At 71.9% G+C, this 21,131-nt stretch carries 20 protein-coding genes; 4 read left to right on the top strand and 16 right to left on the bottom strand.

From position 1 onward, the window contains the following. Nucleotides 1–41: 41 nt before the first annotated feature. The 7 genes from BS73_RS22725 to BS73_RS22695 form a co-directional block, all read right to left on the bottom strand. Nucleotides 42–941: a glycosyltransferase family 2 protein gene (locus BS73_RS22725; RefSeq protein ID WP_235215497.1), complete on the bottom strand. Its 900-nt coding sequence runs from the start codon at nucleotides 939–941 to the stop codon at nucleotides 42–44. Further along, nucleotides 938–1,351: a DUF2304 domain-containing protein gene (locus tag BS73_RS22720; RefSeq protein ID WP_037575292.1), complete on the bottom strand. Its 414-nt coding sequence runs from the start codon at nucleotides 1,349–1,351 to the stop codon at nucleotides 938–940. Before BS73_RS22720 ends, BS73_RS22725 begins: the two co-directional genes overlap by 4 nt. Then, a complete protein-coding gene (locus BS73_RS22715) occupies nucleotides 1,348–2,034 on the bottom strand; it encodes a glycosyltransferase family 2 protein (protein WP_037575289.1) in 687 nt (228 codons plus the stop codon). Before BS73_RS22715 ends, BS73_RS22720 begins: the two co-directional genes overlap by 4 nt. Next, nucleotides 2,018–3,400, bottom strand: coding sequence for a lipopolysaccharide biosynthesis protein (locus BS73_RS22710; RefSeq protein WP_063837048.1), 1,383 nt, complete (start codon nucleotides 3,398–3,400; stop codon nucleotides 2,018–2,020). The genes BS73_RS22715 and BS73_RS22710 overlap by 17 nt, the downstream gene beginning before the upstream one ends. Then, complete coding sequence (rfbD, locus tag BS73_RS22705) at nucleotides 3,397–4,347, bottom strand: dTDP-4-dehydrorhamnose reductase (protein WP_265736873.1); 951 nt, start codon at nucleotides 4,345–4,347, stop codon at nucleotides 3,397–3,399. The genes BS73_RS22710 and rfbD overlap by 4 nt, the downstream gene beginning before the upstream one ends. Then, nucleotides 4,344–5,348 carry a dTDP-glucose 4,6-dehydratase gene (gene rfbB / locus BS73_RS22700; protein ID WP_037575286.1) on the bottom strand — a complete coding sequence of 335 codons (1,005 nt, stop codon included), beginning with the start codon at nucleotides 5,346–5,348 and terminating at the stop codon, nucleotides 4,344–4,346. The genes rfbD and rfbB overlap by 4 nt, the downstream gene beginning before the upstream one ends. Nucleotides 5,349–5,455: 107 nt before the next feature. Then, the gene (locus tag BS73_RS22695) at nucleotides 5,456–7,372 is read right to left on the bottom strand and encodes an ArnT family glycosyltransferase (RefSeq protein ID WP_037575284.1); all 1,917 of its coding nucleotides are present in this window, start codon (nucleotides 7,370–7,372) and stop codon (nucleotides 5,456–5,458) included. Between the two features lie 147 nt (nucleotides 7,373–7,519). Here BS73_RS22695 and rfbA point away from each other — a divergent pair, with 147 nt between their 5' ends. After that, complete coding sequence (rfbA, locus tag BS73_RS22690; RefSeq protein ID WP_037575282.1) at nucleotides 7,520–8,404, top strand: glucose-1-phosphate thymidylyltransferase RfbA; 885 nt, start codon at nucleotides 7,520–7,522, stop codon at nucleotides 8,402–8,404. 2 nt (nucleotides 8,405–8,406) lie between these two features. Then, entirely contained in the window at nucleotides 8,407–9,012 is a 606-nt protein-coding gene (gene rfbC, locus BS73_RS22685) for a dTDP-4-dehydrorhamnose 3,5-epimerase (RefSeq protein WP_200886814.1), read from the top strand. Between the two features lie 275 nt (nucleotides 9,013–9,287). Here rfbC and tuf read toward each other — a convergent pair whose 3' ends face one another. The 7 genes from tuf to BS73_RS22650 all read right to left on the bottom strand — a co-directional run bounded on the left by tuf (nucleotide 9,288) and on the right by BS73_RS22650 (nucleotide 17,058). Next, nucleotides 9,288–10,481, bottom strand: a complete 1,194-nt coding sequence (tuf, locus tag BS73_RS22680; RefSeq protein WP_037575277.1) for an elongation factor Tu — start codon at nucleotides 10,479–10,481, stop codon at nucleotides 9,288–9,290. A gap of 215 nt (nucleotides 10,482–10,696) precedes the next feature. Next, nucleotides 10,697–12,805: an elongation factor G gene (gene fusA / locus BS73_RS22675; protein ID WP_037575275.1), complete on the bottom strand. Its 2,109-nt coding sequence runs from the start codon at nucleotides 12,803–12,805 to the stop codon at nucleotides 10,697–10,699. 42 nt (nucleotides 12,806–12,847) lie between these two features. After that, the gene (gene rpsG / locus BS73_RS22670; RefSeq protein ID WP_037575273.1) at nucleotides 12,848–13,318 is read right to left on the bottom strand and encodes a 30S ribosomal protein S7; all 471 of its coding nucleotides are present in this window, start codon (nucleotides 13,316–13,318) and stop codon (nucleotides 12,848–12,850) included. 2 nt (nucleotides 13,319–13,320) lie between these two features. Further along, nucleotides 13,321–13,692: a 30S ribosomal protein S12 gene (gene rpsL, locus BS73_RS22665; RefSeq protein WP_014144289.1), complete on the bottom strand. Its 372-nt coding sequence runs from the start codon at nucleotides 13,690–13,692 to the stop codon at nucleotides 13,321–13,323. A 479-nt stretch (nucleotides 13,693–14,171) separates the two neighbouring features. After that, on the bottom strand, nucleotides 14,172–14,795 hold the full coding sequence (locus BS73_RS22660) for a DUF1707 and DUF4190 domain-containing protein (protein ID WP_235215496.1): 624 nt from the start codon (nucleotides 14,793–14,795) through the stop codon (nucleotides 14,172–14,174). A gap of 110 nt (nucleotides 14,796–14,905) precedes the next feature. Then, the gene (locus BS73_RS22655; protein WP_037580681.1) at nucleotides 14,906–16,093 is read right to left on the bottom strand and encodes a DUF2637 domain-containing protein; all 1,188 of its coding nucleotides are present in this window, start codon (nucleotides 16,091–16,093) and stop codon (nucleotides 14,906–14,908) included. A gap of 182 nt (nucleotides 16,094–16,275) precedes the next feature. Further along, nucleotides 16,276–17,058 carry an SIR2 family NAD-dependent protein deacylase gene (locus BS73_RS22650; RefSeq protein WP_037575266.1) on the bottom strand — a complete coding sequence of 261 codons (783 nt, stop codon included), beginning with the start codon at nucleotides 17,056–17,058 and terminating at the stop codon, nucleotides 16,276–16,278. A gap of 163 nt (nucleotides 17,059–17,221) precedes the next feature. Between BS73_RS22650 and BS73_RS22645 the strand changes: the two genes are divergently transcribed. Then, nucleotides 17,222–18,166: a pseudouridine synthase gene (locus tag BS73_RS22645; protein WP_037575262.1), complete on the top strand. Its 945-nt coding sequence runs from the start codon at nucleotides 17,222–17,224 to the stop codon at nucleotides 18,164–18,166. 115 nt (nucleotides 18,167–18,281) lie between these two features. Further along, on the top strand, nucleotides 18,282–19,706 hold the full coding sequence (locus tag BS73_RS22640; protein WP_152617689.1) for a DUF2786 domain-containing protein: 1,425 nt from the start codon (nucleotides 18,282–18,284) through the stop codon (nucleotides 19,704–19,706). 471 nt (nucleotides 19,707–20,177) lie between these two features. On the opposite strand, the gene BS73_RS40455 is transcribed toward BS73_RS22640, so the two are convergent. Together BS73_RS40455 and BS73_RS22630 are read right to left on the bottom strand one after the other, a co-directional pair. Next, complete coding sequence (locus BS73_RS40455) at nucleotides 20,178–20,756, bottom strand: TetR/AcrR family transcriptional regulator (RefSeq protein WP_037575260.1); 579 nt, start codon at nucleotides 20,754–20,756, stop codon at nucleotides 20,178–20,180. Continuing rightward, entirely contained in the window at nucleotides 20,753–21,076 is a 324-nt protein-coding gene (locus tag BS73_RS22630; protein WP_037575258.1) for a DMT family transporter, read from the bottom strand. Before BS73_RS22630 ends, BS73_RS40455 begins: the two co-directional genes overlap by 4 nt. Between the last annotated feature and the right edge of the window lie 55 nt (nucleotides 21,077–21,131).

Raw genomic sequence — 21,131 nt, 5'->3', positions numbered from 1 at the left:
GTCCCGCGGTAGCCGCGTCCCGCGGTAGCCGCGGCCCCGGTTCAGCGCAGCAGGGCGTGCCGGGCCAGGACCTTCGCGCCCCCGCGCTGGCCGCGCGCCAGCGCGCCCGGCAGCATCGTCAGCGCGTGCAGCCGCGAGGCGCTGTGGACGCGCGCGGCCCGCGCCGCGCGCTCCCAGCCCTGCGCGGCCAGCCGGTCGGCGGCCTCCGCGTAGTACCGCTCGGCCTCGGCGAACCGGCTCCCGGAGAAGGCCTGCACCGAGGACTCGCTGACCGCGTGCCGCCGGTACTGGAAGACCACCCGCGAGTCGACCACCATCTCCTCACCGCGCTGCAGCAGGTCGATGATGAGCGCCAGGTCCTGGATGACGGAGAGCCCCTCGCGAAAGCCCACCGCCTGCAGCGCCTCGGTCCGCCAGACGATCGAGGGGAAGTAGAGCCAGTTCCCCCGCAGCAGGCTCACCGCGAGCTCCTCGCCGCCCATCCGGCGCCGGCCGCCGTCGTCCAGCCGGGGGGCGTACAGCCGGCGCTTGGTGGCGTCGACCAGGCCCTCGATCACCTCGCCCGAGCCGTCGATGACCTGCACCCCGGGCTGCACCATGCCGATCCCGGGATGCTCGGCGAGGAGGCCGCGGACGGTCGCCACATACTCCGGCAGCAGCAGGTCGTCGCAGCCCATGATGGTCATGTACGGGGCCTCGGCCCGGTCCACGCACTGCTGGAAGTTCTTCAGGATGCCCAGGTTCCGCGGGTTGCGGTGGTAGCGGATCCGCTCGTCGCCGAGTCCGGCGAACCACTCCGGGACGCCCGGCTCGGTGCCGTCATCCAGCACCGTCAGCCGCCACTCGGGATCGGTCTGCGCCTGGATGCTGCGCACGGCCTGCTGCATCAGCCCGACGTCGCCGTAGTACGGCAGCATCAGGTCCAGGGGGTTGCGGCTCACGGGACGGGTTGCTCCTTGTGCTCGGCGTTCTCGGACGGTTCGGCGGGCTTGTCGGTCAGGCGCGCCTCGTTCAGCAGGCGGCCGTCCCGTATCGCCACGCTCCGCGCGAGGTCGGTGAGCTTCCGCTCCAGGGACTTGAAGCGCAGATAGGTGTTGAGGGCGAAGAACGACACCGCCAGCACCAGCAGATAGAGCACCAGGTCGGTGCCGCGCCCGACGCCGACCCGGTTGGCCAGCCAGGTGACGTCGCCCGGCCGCAGCACCGCGTAGACGTTGACGACCACGAAGGCGAAGAACGCCAGCCGCTTCCAGGCGCGGGTGTGCGCCCGGTCCCAGCGGCGGACGAAGAGGAGGCAGAGCCCCGCGGCGCCGGCGATCAGCAGGATCTGGATCAGCAGGGAACCCTTCATCGGCTGCTCTCCCGCAGATAGATGTCGAAGAGGATGTTGACCCCGTTGATCAGCGACTGCCCCTTGGCCCGGGAGTAGTCGGTGTAGAGGATCTCGACCGGTATCTCGGTGACCCGCAGCCCGGAGCGGGCCAGCGAGGAGACGATCTCCGAGGCGTGCGCCATGCCGTTGATGGTGATCCGCAGCTCCGAGACGGCCCTGCGGTTGAGTGCCCGGAAGCCGTTGTGGGAGTCGGTGAGGTGGAGGCGGCGCGAGGTCGGGCTGACCGCGGCGGCGGTGCGCAGCACCACCCGCTTGAGCCGCGGCACCGTCTCGGCGCCCGTCAGGAAGCGGGAGCCGAGCACCACGTCCCATTCGCCGCCGCGCAGCAGCTCCACCATCCGCTGGGCGTCCGCGACCTGGTGCTGGCCGTCGGCGTCGAAGGTGACGAAGTACTCGGCGCCCTCCTGCTCCATGGCGTAGTCGAGGCCGGTCTGCAGGGCGGCGCCCTGGCCGAGGTTGACGGGGTGGCGCACCAGATGGGCCCCAGTGCCGGCGACCGCCTCGGCGGAATCGTCCCGGCTGCCGTCGTCTACACAGACGATGTTCGGGAAGACCTCGCGGGCGGATTCGATCACGTCTCCGACCACCGGTCCCTCGTTGTAGGCGGGGATCACCAGCCACACATCACGGTTGTCTGACACGGGTACTCCAGACAGGACGGGGGTCGGACTCGTCGGTGACGAGCTGTTCAGGGGCTTCGGACGAGGCGGCGGACCGCTCGGCCTCCGCCGCGGAACGGGCCCGGCGGGTCCTCTTCCGGGCGAGGAGGGCGAGCATGGCGAGCGCGGTGGCGGCCGAGCCCAGCGCGTAACCGAGTTCGACCCGCAGCGCGGGCGCACCCGGCAGGCAGGTGACACCGATCAGCACGGCGGTCCCGGCGGCCCAGCAGAGCAGTTGCTGCCGGTGCTGATGGGTGGCGAGCAGTGCCTGGCCGAGGACCATGGCCAGCATGTAGAAGACGGTGCCCAGGGAGAACCAGAGGAAGTCGAGGTCGCCGAGGCCGGGCGGGGCCTTGAAGAAGACCCTGATCAGCCAGGGGCCGAGGAGCACCGCGGGCACTCCCCCGGCCAGGCCGAGCCCGGAGACCACGGCGACCGTGCGCAGCAGCATCCGCCGGAAGCCGGCCCGGTCGCCGGCGGTGACGGCGGTGGAGAGGCCGGTCATCAGCGTGGGCTGCATGGAGCCGAAGACGAAGAGCGGCACCCGGCACAGCACCGCGGCCTGCAGCACCGCCGCCACCAGGCCCGTCTGCCGCGGTGAGAGCACCTGCATGGAGAGCACCGAGGCGTTCACCACGAACTGCGCCAGCACCTGGGAGCAGATCATCATCCCCAGATTGGGCAGCAGCTCCGGCCAGGGCATGACCGGTCCCGGCCCGCTGCCGCGCAGCGTCGGCGGCAGGGTGAGGAGGAAGGACAGGAAGGGCGCCAGCGCGAGCAGCAGCCCGTACGCCGTCGCCGAGTGGACGCCGGCCAGCGCCATCCCGACGGCGAGGACGATCCGCAGCCCGCCGTCCAGCGCCAGCGAGGTGCCGTAGACGTGGAAGCGGCCGAGCCCGGCCTGCACCCCCCGGGTGAGGTAGGTCAGGCCCATGCCGAAGAGGGTGCCGGCGAAGGCCCAGACCAGCGCGCGGTCGCCGCCGAACAGCCAGTCCGCGAGGGGTCCTTGGACGACGGCGAGCACCGCGGAGAGCAGCGCCGCCAGGCCGAGGGTGAAGCCGGCGCCCCGGCGCAGCACCGGCCCGGCGCCCTCGCCGCGGACCGCGCGGGCGGCGACGATCCTGGTCAGCTCCTGCTCGACCGGGAAGAAGATGCCCAGGCTGATCGCCATCACCAGGGACCACAGCACGGACACCGAGGAGAGCGCCCCGGTGTCCAGCCGGTGCCCGGCCGCGGCGAGTTGGATGTACGAGGCGACGCCGAGCAGCGCCGTCCCGCCGACGACCAGCTGGGTCCCCGGCGGGAGCAGCCGCAGTGCCCGGGCGGCCAGGCCTCCGCGCGCGCTCATGCCCGTCCCGGGGCGGGCTCGGCGGCGAGCGCCGGGGCGGCCAGCCGGGCCTCCTCGGCGAGCTCGGCGAAGGCGGGCCGGCGCAGCGCCTCGGCGAGCGACTCCCGCCAGTCCGGCAGCGGCGGCAGGCCGGCGGCGGCCCAGCGGTCGTGGCCCAGGACGCTGAACGCCGGGCGCGGGGCCGGGCGGGAGAAGGCCGCGGCGGTGGTCGGGCGGATCCGTCCCGGCTCCAGCCCGGCGAGTTCGAAGGCCGCCCGGGCCAGGCCGTGCCAGGTGGTGCGGCCGCTCGCGGTGCCGTGGTAGATCCCGGCCGGAGCCGTGCCGGCCTGCATCCGGCGGCCCAACTCGACGAGCCGGGCGGCGAGTTCGCGGGACCAGGTGGGCTGCCCCGCCTGGTCGTCGACGACCTCCAGGGTCTCCCGGCGGGCGGCCAGCCGCAGCATGGTGGCGACGAAGTTGCCGCCGTGCTCCCCGTAGAGCCAGGCGGTGCGGACCACCGCGCCGGTCTCCGGCAGGAGTTCGGCGACCGCGCGCTCGCCGGCCAGCTTGCCGCGGCCGTAGGCGTTGAGCGGGTCGGTGCCGGCGTCTTCGGGGTACGGGGAGTCGGCCTCCCCGGCGAAGACGTAGTCGGTGGAGACGTGGAGCAGCCGGGCTCCGGTGGCCGCGCAGGCGGCGGCGAGGTTCCGGACGCCGGCGCCGTTGACGGCGGTGGCCGCGGCCTCCTCGGTCTCGGCCCGGTCCACGTCGGTCCAGGCGGCCGCGTTGACCACCAGGTCGTGGCCGCCGACGGCGGCCCGGACGGCCTCCGGGTCGGTGATGTCGAGGTCCCCCCGCCCGAGCGCGGTGACCTGGGCGGCGGCGTCGCCGGTCCCGCCGGTCAGCTCGGCCAGCAGGTCCCGGCCCAGCATGCCGCGGGCCCCGGTCAGCAGCCAGCGCGCGGCGGTCACTTGGCGAGCTCCGCCCGGGCCCGGAGGGGCTCCCACCAGTCCCGGTGGTCGCGGTACCAGGCGATGGTGGAGGCCAGCCCCTCGGCGAAGGTCACCTGGGGCCGGTAGCCCAGCTCCTCGCGGATCCGGCTGATGTCCAGGGAGTACCGCAGGTCGTGGCCCTTCCGGTCGGGCACCCGGTCGACCATGTCCCAGCCGGCGCCCACCGCGTCCAGGATCATCCCGGTCAGCTCCTTGTTGCTGGCCTCCGTGCCGCCGCCGATGTTGTAGACCGTGCCCGCGCGGCCGCGTTCCATGGCCAGCCGGATGCCCTGGCAGTGGTCGGAGACGTGCAGCCAGTCCCGGATGTTGCCGCCGTCGCCGTAGAGCGGGATCCGCCTGCCGTCCAGCAGGTTGGTGGTGAACAGCGGGATGACCTTCTCCGGGAACTGGTACGGCCCGTAGTTGTTGGAGCAGCGGGTGACGACCACGTCCATCCCGTGCGTCCGGTGGTAGGCCAGCACCAGCAGGTCGGAGGCGGCCTTGGAGGCGGAGTACGGGGAGTTCGGCGCCAGCGGCCAGTCCTCCGTCCAGGAGCCCTCGTCGATCGAGCCGTACACCTCGTCCGTGGAGACGTGGACGAAGCGGCCGACGCCGTGCTTGCGGGCGGCGTCCAGCAGCACCTGGGTACCGAGGACGTTGGTGGTGACGAACGGGCCGGCCCCGGCGATCGACCGGTCGACGTGCGACTCGGCGGCGAAGTGCACCACGACGTCGTGCCCCGGCATCACCTGGTCGACCAGATCGGCGTCGCAGATGTCGCCCCGGACGAACCGGTAGCCGGCCCGGTCCGCGACCGGGGCGAGGTTGGCCTCGACCCCGGAGTAGGTCAGCTTGTCGAGCACGGTGACCTGTGGGGCGGAAGGTCGGGAAGTGTCCTCAGGGTCAGCTGTTTCCGCATACAGGGAGCGGACGAACTCCGAGCCGATGAATCCGGCGCCACCGGTGACGAGAATGCGCATAGTGGAGGCGAGTCTACTGAGGAGCCCCGACCCGCCCTTACCTTTCTCTCGGCTTGATCGCACCGCAGGAATCGAGCGATCATCAATTGTTCATACCTGATTCTCGTTCATGTCAGATAAACGAGCCTGGTGACGACTCCGGAGGCGGCGGTACTACGGGTGGGGAAAAGAGTGGTCGCCATCCCCTTGTGCAGCTTCCCGTCGTCTGTTCGCACAGTGAACACGACATCTTCACCATACGGACCGCCCCGCGTCGAGACCTGTTTCACGCTGTCCGGGCGCACCCGCCCGTAGAGGGTGAGGGAGTCCACCATCCCCCGCACCATGGCCGGGGTCTGCAGCCCGTTGAGCGAGAAGTCCGCGATCCCCTGCGGGCTGCGGGTGTTCCAGTACGGGGACTCCGGGTCGATCGGCCGGTACTCCACCCGATGCGTCCAGTCCAGCGCGGTCACCTTGATCGAGAGCCCCGGCACCACGGCGTTCCGCCGCAGCCGCAGCAGCTGCCGGAAGAGCGCGCTGAGGGTCGCGTGCGCCGGCCTGCGCGCCACCGGCAGCCGCGCGTACGGGCCGTTCCCCTGCGCCGCCGCGGTGGACGGGGCCACCGCCACCGGGCCGCTGCCGGCCGCCGCGTTCACCGCCGAGTAGCCGATCAGGGCGAAGGTGAAGGCCGTGCAGCAGGCGGCCACCGAAATCCACGACCGGCCGCCGGGCCGCCGGGGTCCCGCAGTGGCCCCCTCGCGCCCTCCTGGCGGCTCCGCGCCCCCCTGGGGGCGGGAGAGTGCCCGCCGCCCCTCCTCGCGCTCCCGTGCGCGGTCCGCGGCCTCCGCCTGCCCCCAGCCGGTGACCAGGGCCACCAGTCCGCCGGCCGCCAGGCACATGGCCGGAAAGGCCACCAACTCGTACCGCAGGTACGACATCGTGGAGAGGACGCCGAGGAGTTCGGCGGGCAGCAGGGTGCCGAGGAAGACAGCGGTGGTCTCACTGCGGAACCGCAGAGCGCAGAAGAGCAGCGCCAGCCCCATGGACAGCAGCAGCACCGGGTCGGCCCAGCCCACATAGTGCAGGTTCTCGTGCAGCAGGTGGACGAACGCGCCCGGGAACGCCACCAGTTGGGCGCCGAGGGTGTAGGCCTGATGGCTCTGGGCGTAGGTGGAGGAGGCGCCGAAGGGGGCGATCAGCATCAGCACCAGCTGCACCACCACCGCGGTGCCGCCCACCACCAGGGCCGACGAGGCCCACCGGTTGCGCAGCCTGCGGTCCCGCACCCACAGCCAGAGCCAGGGCAGCACCGCCATCCCGGCCGGCACCGGCCCGACCTGCCGGGTGAAGTCCAGCATCACCACCAGGAACGCCGCCAGGACCAGGTTGGTCCGGCTCACCCGCCGACCGATCGGCAGATTGCACATCAGCAGTGCGGTCAGCGCCATCGCCAGGGTGTCCGTGTAGGTGGTGATCTGGTTCCGCGACAGCACCACCGAGCCGCTCAGCGCGGACACCGCGATCACCGCGGCCACCGGCCCGTAGGTCCGCTGCACCAGCCGGGCGGTGGCCAGCACCGCGGTGAGCACGGAGAGCACCGGGACCGCCAGCATCCCCAGGTTCAGCCCGAGCAGCGCCACGAACGGGACGCTCAGGGCCGGGTAGAGGATTCGGCTGGAAACCATCACCCAGGTCGGGTCGCTGGTGGAGAAGTACCAGGACTCCACCGGCACCCGGGGCATGAAGTCGTGCACCCGGGTGATCGCCTGCGGCAGCGGAACTCCCATGTCCCGCAGCGTCATCACCATGTAGTACCGGCTGTCCGGCTGGTGGGTGACGCTCGCCGGGGTGATGTGGAGGTGCTCGTAGATCTCCCAGAGCAGCAGCGGGAGTACGAGGAGGGCGACACGCAGTTCGATCCCCAGCACCCGGCGGCGGAGGACCGCCCTGAGCCGGCCGTCCCAGCCCTCCGAGTCCGCGGCCGACTCGTGCGAGGCGTCCGCCGGGCCGGCATCGTCGGCCGGTCGGGGTTTCAGCAGAGCCACGGATCGCTCCAGTCGATCTCACCAACGCGAACTATTCGAACATCAGGAAGCACACCGCGGACGAACGCGGCGGCGATTTCCGATCCTAGGGTCCGCGGCTTCCGTGGAGTTCCACACGCGTCCCCCATTCACACTAAGGTGACGGCCATGCGTGGAATCGTCCTTGCAGGTGGAACAGGCTCTCGGCTGTGGCCGCTGACCCGCGCGGTGTCCAAACAACTGATGCCGGTCTTCGACAAGCCGATGATTTATTACCCTCTTACTACATTGATGATGGCCGGGATCAGGGAAATCCTGGTCATCACCACCCCCCAGGACCAGGACCAGTTCCGCCGGCTGCTCGGCGACGGCTCCCAGTGGGGCCTGGACCTCTCCTACCTCGCCCAGGAGCGCCCGGAGGGCATCGCCCAGGCGTTCGTCCTGGGCGAGAAGTTCATCGGGGACCAGCCGGTCGCTCTGGTGCTCGGCGACAACGTCTTCCACGGCGGCGGTCTCGGCACCCGGCTCCGCGAGCACACCTCCCCCGTGGGCGGCAGGGTCTTCGCCTACCCGGTCGCCGACCCCGGCGCGTACGGCGTGGTCGAGTTCGACGCCGACGGCACGGCGGTCTCCATCGAGGAGAAGCCGGCCCGCCCCAAGTCCCGCTACGCCATCCCCGGCCTGTACTTCTACGCCAACGACGTGGTCGAGATCGCCCGCGGGCTGCGCCCCAGCGCCCGCGGCGAGTTGGAGATCACCGCGGTCAACGAGGCGTACCTGCGCCAGGGCCGGCTCCAGGTCACCGTCCTCGACCGGGGCACCGCCTGGCTGGACACCGGGACCTTCGACGACATGGTCCGCGCCTCCGAGTACGTGCGGGTCATCGAGGAGCGCCAGGGCTTCAAGATCGGCTGCGTGGAGGAGGTCGCCTGGCGGGCCGGCCTGATCGACGACGCCCGGCTGCGCCGACTCGCCGACCCGCTCTGCAAGAGCGGCTACGGCCAGTACCTGCTGCACCTGCTGGAACACGAGACCGGAGTTGACGAGGCGTGAAGATCCGACCGCTGGGCATCGAAGGCGCCTGGGAGATCATCCCCCAGCAGCACGGGGACTCCCGCGGACTGTTCATGGAGTGGTACCGGGCCGACCACCTCGCCGACGCGGTGGGCCATCCGCTCCGCCTGGAACAGGCCAACCTCTCGGTCTCCGCGCGCGGAGTCGTCCGCGGCGTCCACTTCGCCGACGTGCCGCCGAGCCAGGCGAAGTACGTGACCTGCGTACGCGGGGCGGTCCTGGACGTGGTGGTGGACCTGCGGGTCGGCTCGCCGACGTACGGCCGCTGGGAGGGCGTGCGGCTGGACGACGCGGAGCGGCGGGCGGTCTACCTGGCCGAGGGCCTGGGCCACGGCTTCTGCGCGCTGAGCGACGAGGCGACGCTGACCTACCTCTGCTCGGCGGGGTACGCGCCGGGACGCGAGCACGGGGTGCATCCCCTCGATCCGGAGCTGGCCATCGACTGGCCGGTCGAGGCGGCCGACCGGGTCCTCTCGGCGAAGGACGCGGCGGCGCCGAGCCTCGCCGAGGCGAAGGCCTCCGGCCTCCTCCCCCGCTACGAGGACTGCGTCGCCTTCACCGCATCCCTGGACGGGCCCGGCGCCTGATCGCCCCGTGGCCCTTCCCGCACCGGCGGAAGCGTCTGCGGGTCCGTAGGTGGCTGGGCGCGCAGTTCCCCGCGCCCCTTGAGTTGCTCCGCAACTCTCGGGGCGCCCCGGATTTGCGGCCCGAAGGGCCAGGCGAATCAGGGGCGCGGGGAACTGCGCGCCCAGCCACCTACGGACCCGCAGACGGGGAGAACAAAACCACGAAGGCCCCGCACCCTCCCCCCGGAGGGGGAACGCGCGGGGCCTTCGCGACGAGCGCTACGCGCTCAGCGAGGTCACTTGATGATCTTGGTGACCTGGCCGGCGCCGACGGTCCGGCCACCCTCGCGGATGGCGAACTTCAGGCCCTCCTCCATGGCGACCGGCTGGATCAGCGCGACCGTCATGGCGGTGTTGTCGCCCGGCATGACCATCTCGGTGCCCTCGGGGAGGGTCACGACGCCGGTCACGTCGGTCGTCCGGAAGTAGAACTGCGGACGGTAGTTGTTGAAGAACGGGGTGTGGCGGCCGCCCTCGTCCTTCGACAGGATGTACGCCTGGCCCTCGAAGTCGGTGTGCGGCGTGACCGTACCCGGCTTGATGATGACCTGGCCGCGCTCGACGTCCTCGCGCTTGATGCCGCGGAGGAGCAGACCGACGTTCTCACCGGCCTGGCCCTCGTCCAGCAGCTTCCGGAACATCTCGATGCCGGTGACCGTGGTCTTGGTCTTCTCTTCCTTGATGCCGATGATCTCGACCTCTTCGTTCACCTTGAGCACACCGCGCTCAATACGACCGGTGACGACGGTGCCACGGCCGGTGATGGTGAAGACGTCCTCGATCGGCATGAGGAACGGCTTGTCGACGTCGCGCTCCGGAGTCGGGATCGACTCGTCGACGGCGTGCATGAGGCCGAGGAGCTTCTCGCCCCACTCCTTGTCGCCCTCGAGCGCCTTGAGCGCCGAGACCTGGACGACCGGAACGTCGTCGCCCGGGAACTCGTACTCGTTGAGGAGCTCACGGACCTCGAGCTCGACGAGCTCCATGATCTCCTCGTCGTCGACCATGTCGGCCTTGTTCAGGGCGACGACGATGTACGGCACGCCGACCTGGCGGGCCAGGAGCACGTGCTCCTTGGTCTGCGGCATCGGGCCGTCGGTCGCGGCGACCACCAGGATCGCGCCGTCCATCTGGGCGGCACCGGTGATCATGTTCTTGATGTAGTCCGCGTGACCGGGGCAGTCGACGTGGGCGTAGTGACGCGCCTCGGTCTGGTACTCGACGTGCGCGATGGAGATGGTGATACCGCGCTGCCGCTCCTCAGGCGCCTTGTCGATCTGGTCGAACGGCGTGAAGGGGTTCAGCTCCGGGTACGCGTCGTGCAGCACCTTGGTGATCGCGGCAGTCAGGGTGGTCTTGCCGTGGTCGATGTGACCGATGGTGCCGATGTTGACGTGCGGCTTGGTCCGCTCGAACTTCGCCTTCGCCACTGGGGTCCTCCTGTGGACAGTTTCTGTACGCCGTACGACGTCAGGTGGTCTTGATTCGCGCCGGTCCCGGTTGCTGTAAGTCGCGCTCGGTGCCGGCCCGGGGGTGGGGGCCGGAGGCCCCCGGCTCCCATGAGGGGAGCCGGAGCCTCCTACAGCCTAAGGGGTGTTTTCGGTGAGTCCGTCCGGATTCGACCCGGAACGGGATCCACGCGAAGTTACTCGCCCTTGGCCTTCGCGATGATCTCCTCCGCGACGTTCCGGGGAACCTCGGCGTAGGAGTCGAACTGCATCGAGTAGCTGGCGCGGCCCGACGTCTTGCTACGCAGGTCACCGACGTACCCGAACATCTCCGACAGCGGAACCAGGGCCTTGACGACCCGGGCGCCGCTCCGCTCCTCCATGGCCTGAACCTGGCCACGGCGGGAGTTGATGTCGCCGATCACCTCGCCCATGTAGTCCTCGGGCGTGGTGACCTCGACGGCCATCATCGGCTCGAGGAGCGCGGGAGAGGCCTTCCGAGCGCCTTCCTTGAAGGCCATCGAACCGGCGATCTTGAACGCGAGCTCCGAGGAGTCCACGTCGTGCGACTGACCGTCCAGCAGCGTGACGCGCACGCCCTGCAGCGGGTAGCCGGCCAGGATGCCGAACTCCATGGCCTCCTGGGCACCGGCGTCGACCGAGGGGATGTACTCCTTCGGAACGCGGCCACCGGTGACCTTGTTCACGAACTCGTAGCCCTCGGCGGACTCCAGCGGCTCGATCGCGATCTGCACCTTCGCGAACTGGCCCGACCCACCCGTCTGCTTCTTGTGGGTGTAGTCGATCCGCTCGACCGCCTTGCGGATGGTCTCGCGGTAGGCCACCTGCGGCTTGCCGACGTTCGCCTCGACCTTGAACTCCCGCTTCATGCGGTCGACCAGGACGTCGAGGTGCAGCTCGCCCATGCCGGCGATGATGGTCTGCCCGGTCTCCTCGTCCGTGTGGACCTGGAAGGACGGGTCCTCCTCGGCCAGGCGCTGGATCGCGGTGCCCAGCTTCTCCTGGTCGCCCTTGGACTTCGGCTCGATGGCGACCTGGATCACCGGAGCCGGGAAGTTCATGGACTCGAGGATCACCGGGTTCGACGGGTCGCACAGGGTCTCACCGGTGGTGGTGTCCTTCAGGCCCATGACGGCGACGATGTCGCCGGCACCGACCGAGGGGATCTCCTCACGCTTGTTCGCGTGCATCCGGTAGATCTTGCCGATCCGCTCCTTGCGGCCCTTGACCGAGTTGAGCACCTGGGTGCCCGCCTCGATCTTGCCGGAGTAGACCCGGACGAAGGTCAGCTTGCCGAGGTGCGGGTCCGCGGCGATCTTGAAGGCCAGAGCCGACATCGGCTCGTCCTCGGACGCCTTGCGGAAGATCTCGGTCTCCTCGTCGCCGACCTTGTGGCCGTTGACGCCCTCGACGTCGGTCGGGGAGGGGAGGTAGCGGACGATCGCGTCGAGCAGGGGCTGGACGCCCTTGTTCTTGAACGCGGTGCCGCAGAAGACCGGGGTCAGGTTGCCCGCGATGGTCGCGCGGCGGATGCCGGCGATCAGCTGCTCCTCGGTGGGCTCCTGGCCCTCCAGGTACAGCTCCATCAGCTGGTCGTCACCCTCGGCCGCGGTCTCGAGCAGCTTGTCGCGCCACTCCTGGGCCGCGTCCGTGTGGGTGTCCGGGATGTCGACGGTGTCGTACATCTCGCCCTTGGCGGCCTCGTCGGACCAGACCAGGGCCTTCATCGACACCAGGTCGATGACGCCCTTGAAGTCCGCCTCGGCACCGATCGGGAGCTGCATGACCAGCGGGGTCGCACCCAGGCGGTCGACGATCATGTCGACGCAGCGGTGGAACTCCGCACCGACGCGGTCCAGCTTGTTCACGAAGCAGATGCGCGGAACGTTGTACCGGTCGGCCTGCCGCCACACGGTCTCGGACTGCGGCTCCACACCGGCGACGCCGTCGAACACCGTGACGGCACCGTCCAGCACGCGCAGCGAGCGCTCCACCTCGACGGTGAAGTCGACGTGGCCGGGGGTGTCGATGATGTTGATGGTGTGGTCGACGCCGTTCAGGGGCCAGTGGCAGGTCGTCGCGGCGGACGTGATGGTGATGCCGCGCTCCTGCTCCTGCTCCATCCAGTCCATCGTGGCAGCGCCCTCGTGGACTTCACCGATCTTGTAGGTCACACCGGTGTAGAACAGGATCCGCTCAGTGGTGGTGGTCTTGCCCGCGTCGATGTGCGCCATGATCCCGATGTTGCGGACCTTGGCGAGGTCAAGGGAGGAGGTTGCAGCCATGGTGGCTCGACTCTCTCTTTCTCGTACTGACGTGGGTTCGGACTACCAGCGGTAGTGCGCGAAGGCCTTGTTGGACTCGGCCATCTTGTGGGTGTCCTCGCGGCGCTTCACGGAGGCGCCCAGGCCGTTGGAGGCGTCGAGGATCTCGTTGAGCAGACGCTCGGTCATGGTCTTCTCGCGGCGGGCGCGGGAGTAGCCGACCAGCCAGCGCAGCGCCAGGGTGTTCGCCCGGCCCGGCTTGACCTCGACCGGCACCTGGTAGGTCGCACCACCGACGCGGCGGGACTTGACCTCCAGGGTCGGCTTCACGTTCTCCAGGGCGCGCTTCAGCGCGACCACCGGGTCGTTGCTGGTCTTCTCACGCACGCCCTCGAGGGCGCCGTAGACGATCCGCTCGGCGGTGGAGCGCTTGCCGTGCAGCAGGATCTTGTTGACGAGCTGCGTCACCAGCGGGGAGTTGTAAACCGGGTCGATGATGACCGGGCGCTTCGGGGCGGGGCCCTTGCGAGGCATTCTTACTTCTCCTTCTTGGCGCCGTAGCGGCTGCGGGCCTGCTTGCGGTTCTTGACACCCTGGGTGTCGAGCGAGCCGCGGATGATCTTGTAGCGCACACCCGGCAGGTCCTTCACACGACCGCCGCGCACGAGCACGATGGAGTGCTCCTGCAGGTTGTGGCCCTCGCCCGGAATGTAGGCGGTGACCTCGATCCCGCTGGTGAGGCGCACACGAGCGACCTTGCGCAGCGCCGAGTTCGGCTTCTTCGGCGTGGTGGTGTACACACGCGTGCAGACGCCACGGCGCTGGGGGGAACCCTTGAGCGCGGGCGTCTTGTTCTTCTCGACCTTGTCCTGCCGGCCCTTTCGGACCAGCTGCTGGATCGTAGGCACCGTCTCTCCGATTTCTGTGTGCCAAGCCTGGGTGAAACTAACCTGGAGCATCCGAGCGGCCGACCCACGCGGTCGGGTGTGTCGCCCCTTCTCGCCCGTCGCACGCCCGCTGCGAGCTGACACAGCAGAACGACCACGGCGTGATTACGCGGAATCCCTGCGTGCGGCGACCCATCCAGCGCCCCGGCGGCCGAACGGCCGTTGCGGTTCCCCGGCCGAAGGCCAGGGGCGGCTACGGGTGCATGCACAAGAGACCCGGGGACACCCCAGGCACAAGGTCAGAGCGTACCCAGCCCTGGGGCGCCGGTCAAAACACATACGGCGCCGCAGGTCAAAGCGGTCCACCGGACGGCCGCCGACCTGCCGCGGGGAGCTCGGCGGCCGCCCCGCGGGGTCTCGGGTCTATGGAGTCGGACTCACCGTAGCCGCGATCGGCCGCCGTACGGAAGGGGGCCGCGCCCGTCCGCCCGCCCGGCGGCTCAGCGACCGGGCGGCACCCCGTGCGAGCCAAGCGCCACCCCGGCGATCACCAGCAGCACCAGCACCAGCGACCAGCCGGCGACCGCCAGCCAGCCGAGCGCCACCCCGGCGTTGGCCATCCCCTCGCCCTGCTCCCCGCGTTCGCGGATCTGCCCGCGGGCGACATGGCCGCAGATCAGCGCGCCCGGTCCGGTCAGTCCCATGGTGGGCACCTCCAGCAGGCCGAGCACCAGGGCCGCCACGGCGGTCGGGTTCACCCGGCGCTGGTCCGGCCGGGGCGGCGCGGCGAAGGCCGACCGGGCGGCCGGATCCGCCGCCGGCACGAAGGGCATCGGGCCCGCGGGCAGGTCGGCGACCAGTTCGTTCAGCCGCCGGTAGGTCGCCGCGGCGTAGACCGCCTCGGTGCGCTCCTCCAACTCCGGTGAGGTGATCCGCCCTTCGGCGTAGGCGGCGCGGAGGACGTCCACCGTGCGCTCGCGGTCCGCGTGGGAGCAGCGCATCTCCGGACGGAACTCATGGGTCGGCCGGTACGGGGGTCTGGGCTGCGGCCCCGGACTCGGCCGTTGCGCACGCTCCGGCCGCTGCTCAGGGCCCGGCTGGTACGGCTGCGGTTCGATGCTCATCGGAGGCCTCCCCGATCCCGCTCCCGGCGGACCGGCTCCGCGCCGGTCCTCCCCCTCCATATTCCTAGACGATGCTGCGCCTCGTACGGTGCCCGGCGGAAGACGGCGAATCAGGCGCGGGTGGCCAGGTAGCGCGCCTCCAGCTCCGGCCAGTAGCGGCGGAGGGTCTCGGCCTCGATGGGTCCGTCGCCCTGGCGTCCGGTCACGCCGTACTCGTCGTAGAGGTGGCGGGCGAGGAGGTGGCGGTTCGGCTGCGAGCCGTAGGTGTCGATGTAGGAGAGCAGGCCCTCGAAGTAGACGTCCACCGGGTTCTGCCGGGCGGGCTCCACCGGCTCCGGCTCCGGCTGCGGCTGCGGTTCGGGTTCCGGCTCCGGCTCCGGCTCGGGTCGCGGGCGGCGGTCGACGGCGGCCTGCTCCGGGATGGGGACGGTGAGCGGGCGGCGGTCGCCGTTCATCGACCGCACCACGGGGAGCTCCTGAGCCGGCTCGGGCTCCACCGCGACCGGCTCCATGGGGACGGGGGCCGGGATCGGCGCCTCCACCGGCTCCGGGGCCGGCGTCGGCGTCGGCGCTTCGGGCGTCGGGGCGGGGCCCGGCACCGCGTCCCGCGGCTCGGCGGCGGGCTGAGCGGCCGGCACGGCGGCCGGCTCGGCCGTCGGCAGCACCGGAACGGGGACGCCGTACCGGCTGAGCTTCAGCGGGAGGAGTTCCTCGACCTCCGCCGTCCGCCGCCAGGCCCTGCCGTACCGGGCGCGCAGCCGGGTGCGGTAGACCAGCCGCGCCTGCTCCTGGCGGACCGCCTCCTCGTAGGAGCGCAGCTCCCAGAGCTTCATCCGGCGCCACAGCCGGAAGGTCGGCAGCGGGGCGAGCAGCCAGCGCATCAGCCGCACGGACTCCATGTGCCGGTCGGCGGTGATGTCCGCGATCCGCCCGATGGCGTGCCGGGCGGCCTCGACGACCACCACGAAGAGCACCGGGATGATGGCGTGCATCCCCATCCCGAGCGGATCGGGGTAGGAGGCCGCCGCGTTGAAGACGATGGTCCCGGCGGTGAGCAGCCAGGCCGCCTGCCGCAGCAGCGGGAAGGGGATCCGCAGCCAGGTCAGCACCAGGTCCAGGGCGAGGAGGGCCGCGATCCCCACGTCCACGCCCAGCGGGAAGACGTAGGAGAAGACGCCGAACCCCTTGTGGAGGGCCAGGTCGCGGACGGCCGAGTAGCTGCCGGCGAAGCCGATCCCGGCGATCAGCACCGCGCCGACCGACACCGCGCCGATCAGCACCCGGTGGGCGCGGGTGATCCGCGGCACCCTCGCGGTCGCGGTCCGCGGTATTCGCTCTCCTGTCGCGGTTTCTGACGGTACGTCGGTGGTCGGCCGGGTCACAGGCGGTCTCCCGTGGGTCGAGCCCTGGTCGGGGTCAGGCCCCGTTCGCAATGCGGGGCGTGCGCACGGCGACAGCTTGCCACATGCGCGGAACGCGTCTAGCGGGCTTCGCCCGGCCTGCGCAACCCGCTCAACTCGTACACGAGTTCGGGAAGTGCCTTGCTGATCGGCTCCCGGATCAGCCTTTCCGCGTACCGGTCATACGGCGTCGGTTCGGCGTTGACGATGATCACCCGGGCGCCGCCGGCGAGGGCCGTGTCCACCAGGCCCGCGGCCGGGTGGACCTGGAGGGTCGAGCCGATCGCCAGGAGGACGTCGGAGGCCGCCGCGACGGCCCGCGCCTGGGTGAGCACCCTGGCGTCCAGGTTCTCGCCGAACATCACGGTGCTGGACTTCAGGATCCCGCCGCACTCGTGGCAGGCGGGGTCCGGGTCCCCGGCGGCGACCCGGGCCAGCGCCTCCGCCATCGGCCCCCGCGCGCCGCACTCGACGCAGACGAACTCCCGGCTGGAGCCGTGGAGTTCGAGCACCTTGCGGTCCGGCGTCCCGGCCGCCTGGTGGAGGCCGTCCACATTCTGGGTGAGGACCCGCACCGGCACTCCGGACCTCTCCAGGTCCACCAGGGCCCGATGCCCGGCGTTCGGGCGGACCGGCCGCTCGGCCGCGGCCTGCCGCACCTTCCAGGCCCTGCGCCTGATCTCCGGGTCGGCCATGTAGTAGGACCAGGTGACCAGCTTCTCCGCGTCCGGGTCCTGCCGCCACAGCCCGTTCGGGCCCCGGTAGTCCGGGATCCCCGAGTCGGTCGAGATCCCGGCCCCGGTGAGCGCCGCCACCAGCGGCACGTCCCTCCGCGCTCCCGCGCGCACTGCGTCCTCCGCCATGGATCGCACGGTACCGCCGCAGGGGGCCGGCCGTACGGGGCCGCGCGTACGGGCCGGCGGCCCGGGGGCCGGGGCCGGTGGACCGGGGGCCGGTGGGCCGGGGGCCAGTGTGGGCCGGTGGCTCAGCGGCCCCGCCGGGCCGTCCGGGCTTACCCTTGCCCGCATGAGCCGCCGCCCCGCACCACCGCCCGCACCGCTTCCGCAGCGGCTGGGCATCGACCCGGTGCGGCTGCGCCTCCCGCTGGACGAGGAGATCGACTGGCCGAGCGCGGGCGCCTACCTCCGGCACCGGCTCGGCGGCACCGACGGCGGCCGGCGGCCGCTCGTCGACCGGATGCTCACGGACGGCGGCTTCGTCACCGCGGACGGCTCCCCGCTGCCGCCCGAGGCGCCCTACTCCCCCGGGCTGCTGCTCTGGTACCACCGGGAACTGCCGGCGGAGCGGCCGGTGCCGTTCCCGATCCCGGTGCTGTACCGGGACGAGCGGATCCTGGTCGTGGACAAGCCGCCCTTCGTGGCCACCATCCCGCGCGGCCGGCACGTCACGGAGTCGGCGCTGGCCCGGCTGCGCCGGGAGCTCGACCTGCCGGAGCTGAGCGCCGCCCACCGGCTCGACCGGCTCACCTCGGGCGTGGTGCTGTTCGTGCTCAACCGCCGGGACCGGGCCGCCTACCAGGGCCTCTTCCAGGACCGCCGGGTGCGCAAGGAGTACCGGGCGGTGGCCCGGCACGATCCCGCGCTCGCGTTCCCGCGTACCGTGCGCGACCGCCTGGTGAAGGAGCGCGGAGAGCTCACCGCCCGGGTCGTCCCCGGGGAGCCCAACGCGGAGAGCCGGATCGAGCTGCTCTCCGCCCGCGGCGGCCACGGCCTCTACCGGCTGCTCCCGGCGACCGGGCGCACCCATCAGCTGCGGGTGCACATGCGCGGACTCGGCCTGCCGATCCTCGGCGACCGGCTGTACTCCGGGCCGGAGCCGGAGCCGGACGACACCCCGGAGGACTGGACGAGCCCGCTCCAACTCCTCGCCCGCAGCCTGGAGTTCGAGGATCCGGTCACCGGGGAGCGGTTCCGCTTCCGGTCCCGGCGGGAGCTTGTCCTACCCTCCTGAGACGCTGGTGGCGCAGGGCAGGATCTTCGGGCAGTGAACTGTGGGCAGTCGGCGGCAGCGGGCAGTCGGCAGCAGTGAGTAGCGAGCAGAGCAGAGCGAGCAGGGAGCACACGCGATGGGCCAGCGCAGCCAGGGCGGCCGCCGCACCAGACGTCCGGTGCGGGAGGTCCATCTGCGCTTCGCGCACGCCCGCGAGCAGGACGGCCGGGAGGAGCGGGAGGAGCGGGACGAGCGGGCCGAGCACGCTGAGCGGGACGGCCGGCGGGACGAGCGGCGGAACGGCCGGCGATCGCCCGGAGAGCGGCTCTCCGCGCTGCTCGGCCCCGTCCTGGAGGCTCCCGAGTCGGGGCTGACCGACGCCGTCGACGTGGCCGCGTCCGGGCTGGCCGAGCCGGCCGAGGAGTGGTCCGCCGCCGGCCGGGCGCTGCTGGTCCTCGGCGACCAGCTGCTCGGCCGGCTCTGGAGCAACGGCTGGCAGCCGGCCGACGTCGAGCGGATCGTCCGCCGCGAATCCACCCCCCGGCACACCCGCCTCGTCGTCGACCTGATCGCCTCCGAGGCCCGGCGCTACCCGACCGCCGCGCTCCCGGCCCGCTGGGCCGCCCAGCTGGCCGCGCTGGAGGCGCGGCCGGGCTGGGGCGCCGACGACCGCTTCCTGGCCGCGGTGGCCGCGCGGGAGAAGGCGGACCGCTTCTCCACCGCGACGACCGTCTTCGAGCTCCTCCGCCTCCTCTGCTGGCTGCCGCCGATCAAGCCGGTCGGCCCGGCGCCGGGCCGCGACGGCTCGCGCGCGGACGCCGCGGCGGCGGCCGTGGACACCGGCACCGGTGACCCGCGCGTGCTGGACCGGATCCGCGCGCTGCTCGCCAAGGCCGAGTCCACCGAGTTCCCCCAGGAGGCGGAGGCGCTCACCGCCAAGGCGCAGCAGCTGATGGCCCGGCACAGCATCGACCACGCCCTGCTGGCCGTGGAGTCCGGCGGACGGGAGCGGCCGGAGGCCATCCGGATCGGCGTGGACGCGCCGTACGAGGGGGCCAAGGCGGCCCTCCTCAACGCGGTGGCGGCGGCCAACCGGTGCCGGGTGGTGTGGTCGCAGTCGCTGGGGTTCTGCACGGTGCTGGGCTTCCCGGTGGACCTGGAGTCCGTCGAGCTGCTCTACACCTCGCTGCTGGTGCAGGCGACGGCGGCGCTCAACCAGGAGGGCGCGGCGGTGCGCAGCGGCTCGCGGAAGCGGGCCTTCCGGCAGTCCTTCCTGGTCGCCTACGCCGAGCGGATCGCCCAGCGGCTGTCCGCGGCGGCCAGCGCGGCCGAGGAGGAGTACGAGTCGGAGGCGGGGGCGGCGGAGCGGGAGAGCCGGGAGTCCCGCCTGCTGCCGGCGCTGGCCGCGCGGGACGCGGCGGTCCGCGACTCCACGGACCGGATGTTCCCCGAGCTCAAGTCCACGCGGGCACCGGCCGCGCGCGACTACGCCGGCTGGATCGCCGGCCAGGCCGCCGCAGACCGAGCGCAACTGGGCTCCGCCCGGGGCGCCCTGAAGTAGCCCTGAATTCGCGCCGAAGGCGCATCCCAGGGGCGCGGGGAACTGCGCGACCAGCCCACCCCCGCACCGCACCCGGCAACGGCCACCGGGCTGCAACCCAATCTCCGCACCCGCCCGCAGACCATACGCAGCCGACCGCGCAGTTCCCCGCGCCCCTGTTTTCGCGCCTCCGGCGCCGAAGGCGCATCCCAAGGGCGCGGGGAACTGCGCGACCAGCCCACCACCGCGCCGCACCCGGCAACGGCCCCCGGGCTGCAACCCACTCTCCGTACCCGTCCGCAGACCGTACGCGGCCGGCCGCGCAGTTCCCCGCGCCCCTGATCCGCCTGGCCCTTCGGGCCGCGGATCCGGGGCGCCCCGCGAGTTGCGCAGCAACTCAGGGGCGCGGGGAACTGCGCGAAGCGGAACTACGGACCGCAGCCGCCGACGCCGGGATGTTGACGCCCGGTGGGCGAAGGCGTGCGGGCCGGATCAATCGCGCCTCCGGCGCAGTAGCAGCGCGGCCAGCGCCGCGTGGGTCTCCGGGACGTCGACGTGGCGGCCCAGGATGAACGCGTGCAGCACGACGCCGTCGAGATACGCGGCCACCGCCCGCGCCGCCGGCGCGCCCGCCGCCGGGGTCAGCGCGGCGACCAAGCCGTCCACCCACTCCCGCGCCAGCGGCCGCAGCCGCTCCTCGTGGGCGGCGCCGACGTACAGCTCGGTGTCCAGCGTGACCCGCTCCGGGTCGCGGACGTACTCCGCGGTCAGCCGGGCCAGCACGGCCGGCAGCTCCGCCGGCTCCGCCGTCTCGACCGCCGCCAGCCATTCCCCGAGCACCGCCTCGGACAGCTCCGCGGCATGCCGCAGCGCCGCCTCCACCAGCTCGTCCAGCGAGCGGAAGTAGTACGTGGTGGCCCCCAGCGGCACCCCCGCCCGCGCGGCGACCAGCCGGTGGGTGACCCGCCCCACCCCCACCTCGGCGATCAGCTCGCAGGCGGCCACCACGATCGCCCGCTTCCGGCCCTCCGGATCGCGCCGCGCCGCCTTCGCCGCGCCCGTCGGACTCAATGCGCCCCCTTGAGGTTGAGCAGTACCGCGCCCGCGATCACCAGCAGGATGCCCAGCACCTTGGCCGCGTTGATGCCCTCGCCGAGGAAGAAGTAGCCGATCAGCACGATGGCGACGGTACCGAGCCCGGACCACACCGCGTAGGCGACTCCCACCTGCATCCCCGCCTGGGTCGCCCGGGACAGCAGCAGGATCGACCCGGCGTAGCAGGCCAGGCAGGCCGCCGTGGGCAGCAGCCGGGTGAACCCCTGGGTGCTCTTCACCAGGCTGGTGCCCAGCACCTCGCTGCCGATCGCCCCCAACAGGTAGAGCAGCCCCACGGCCGGCCTCCTCTCGACGCTTCCTGTACATCTGTACCAGTACGAATGTACAAGA

Origin of the sequence: Phaeacidiphilus oryzae TH49 (genome assembly GCF_000744815.1) — a bacterium.
GTDB lineage: Bacteria > Actinomycetota > Actinomycetes > Streptomycetales > Streptomycetaceae > Phaeacidiphilus > Phaeacidiphilus oryzae.
The sequence above is the reverse complement of the archived record's forward strand: the minus strand, read 5'-3'. Positions and strand labels throughout refer to the sequence as shown.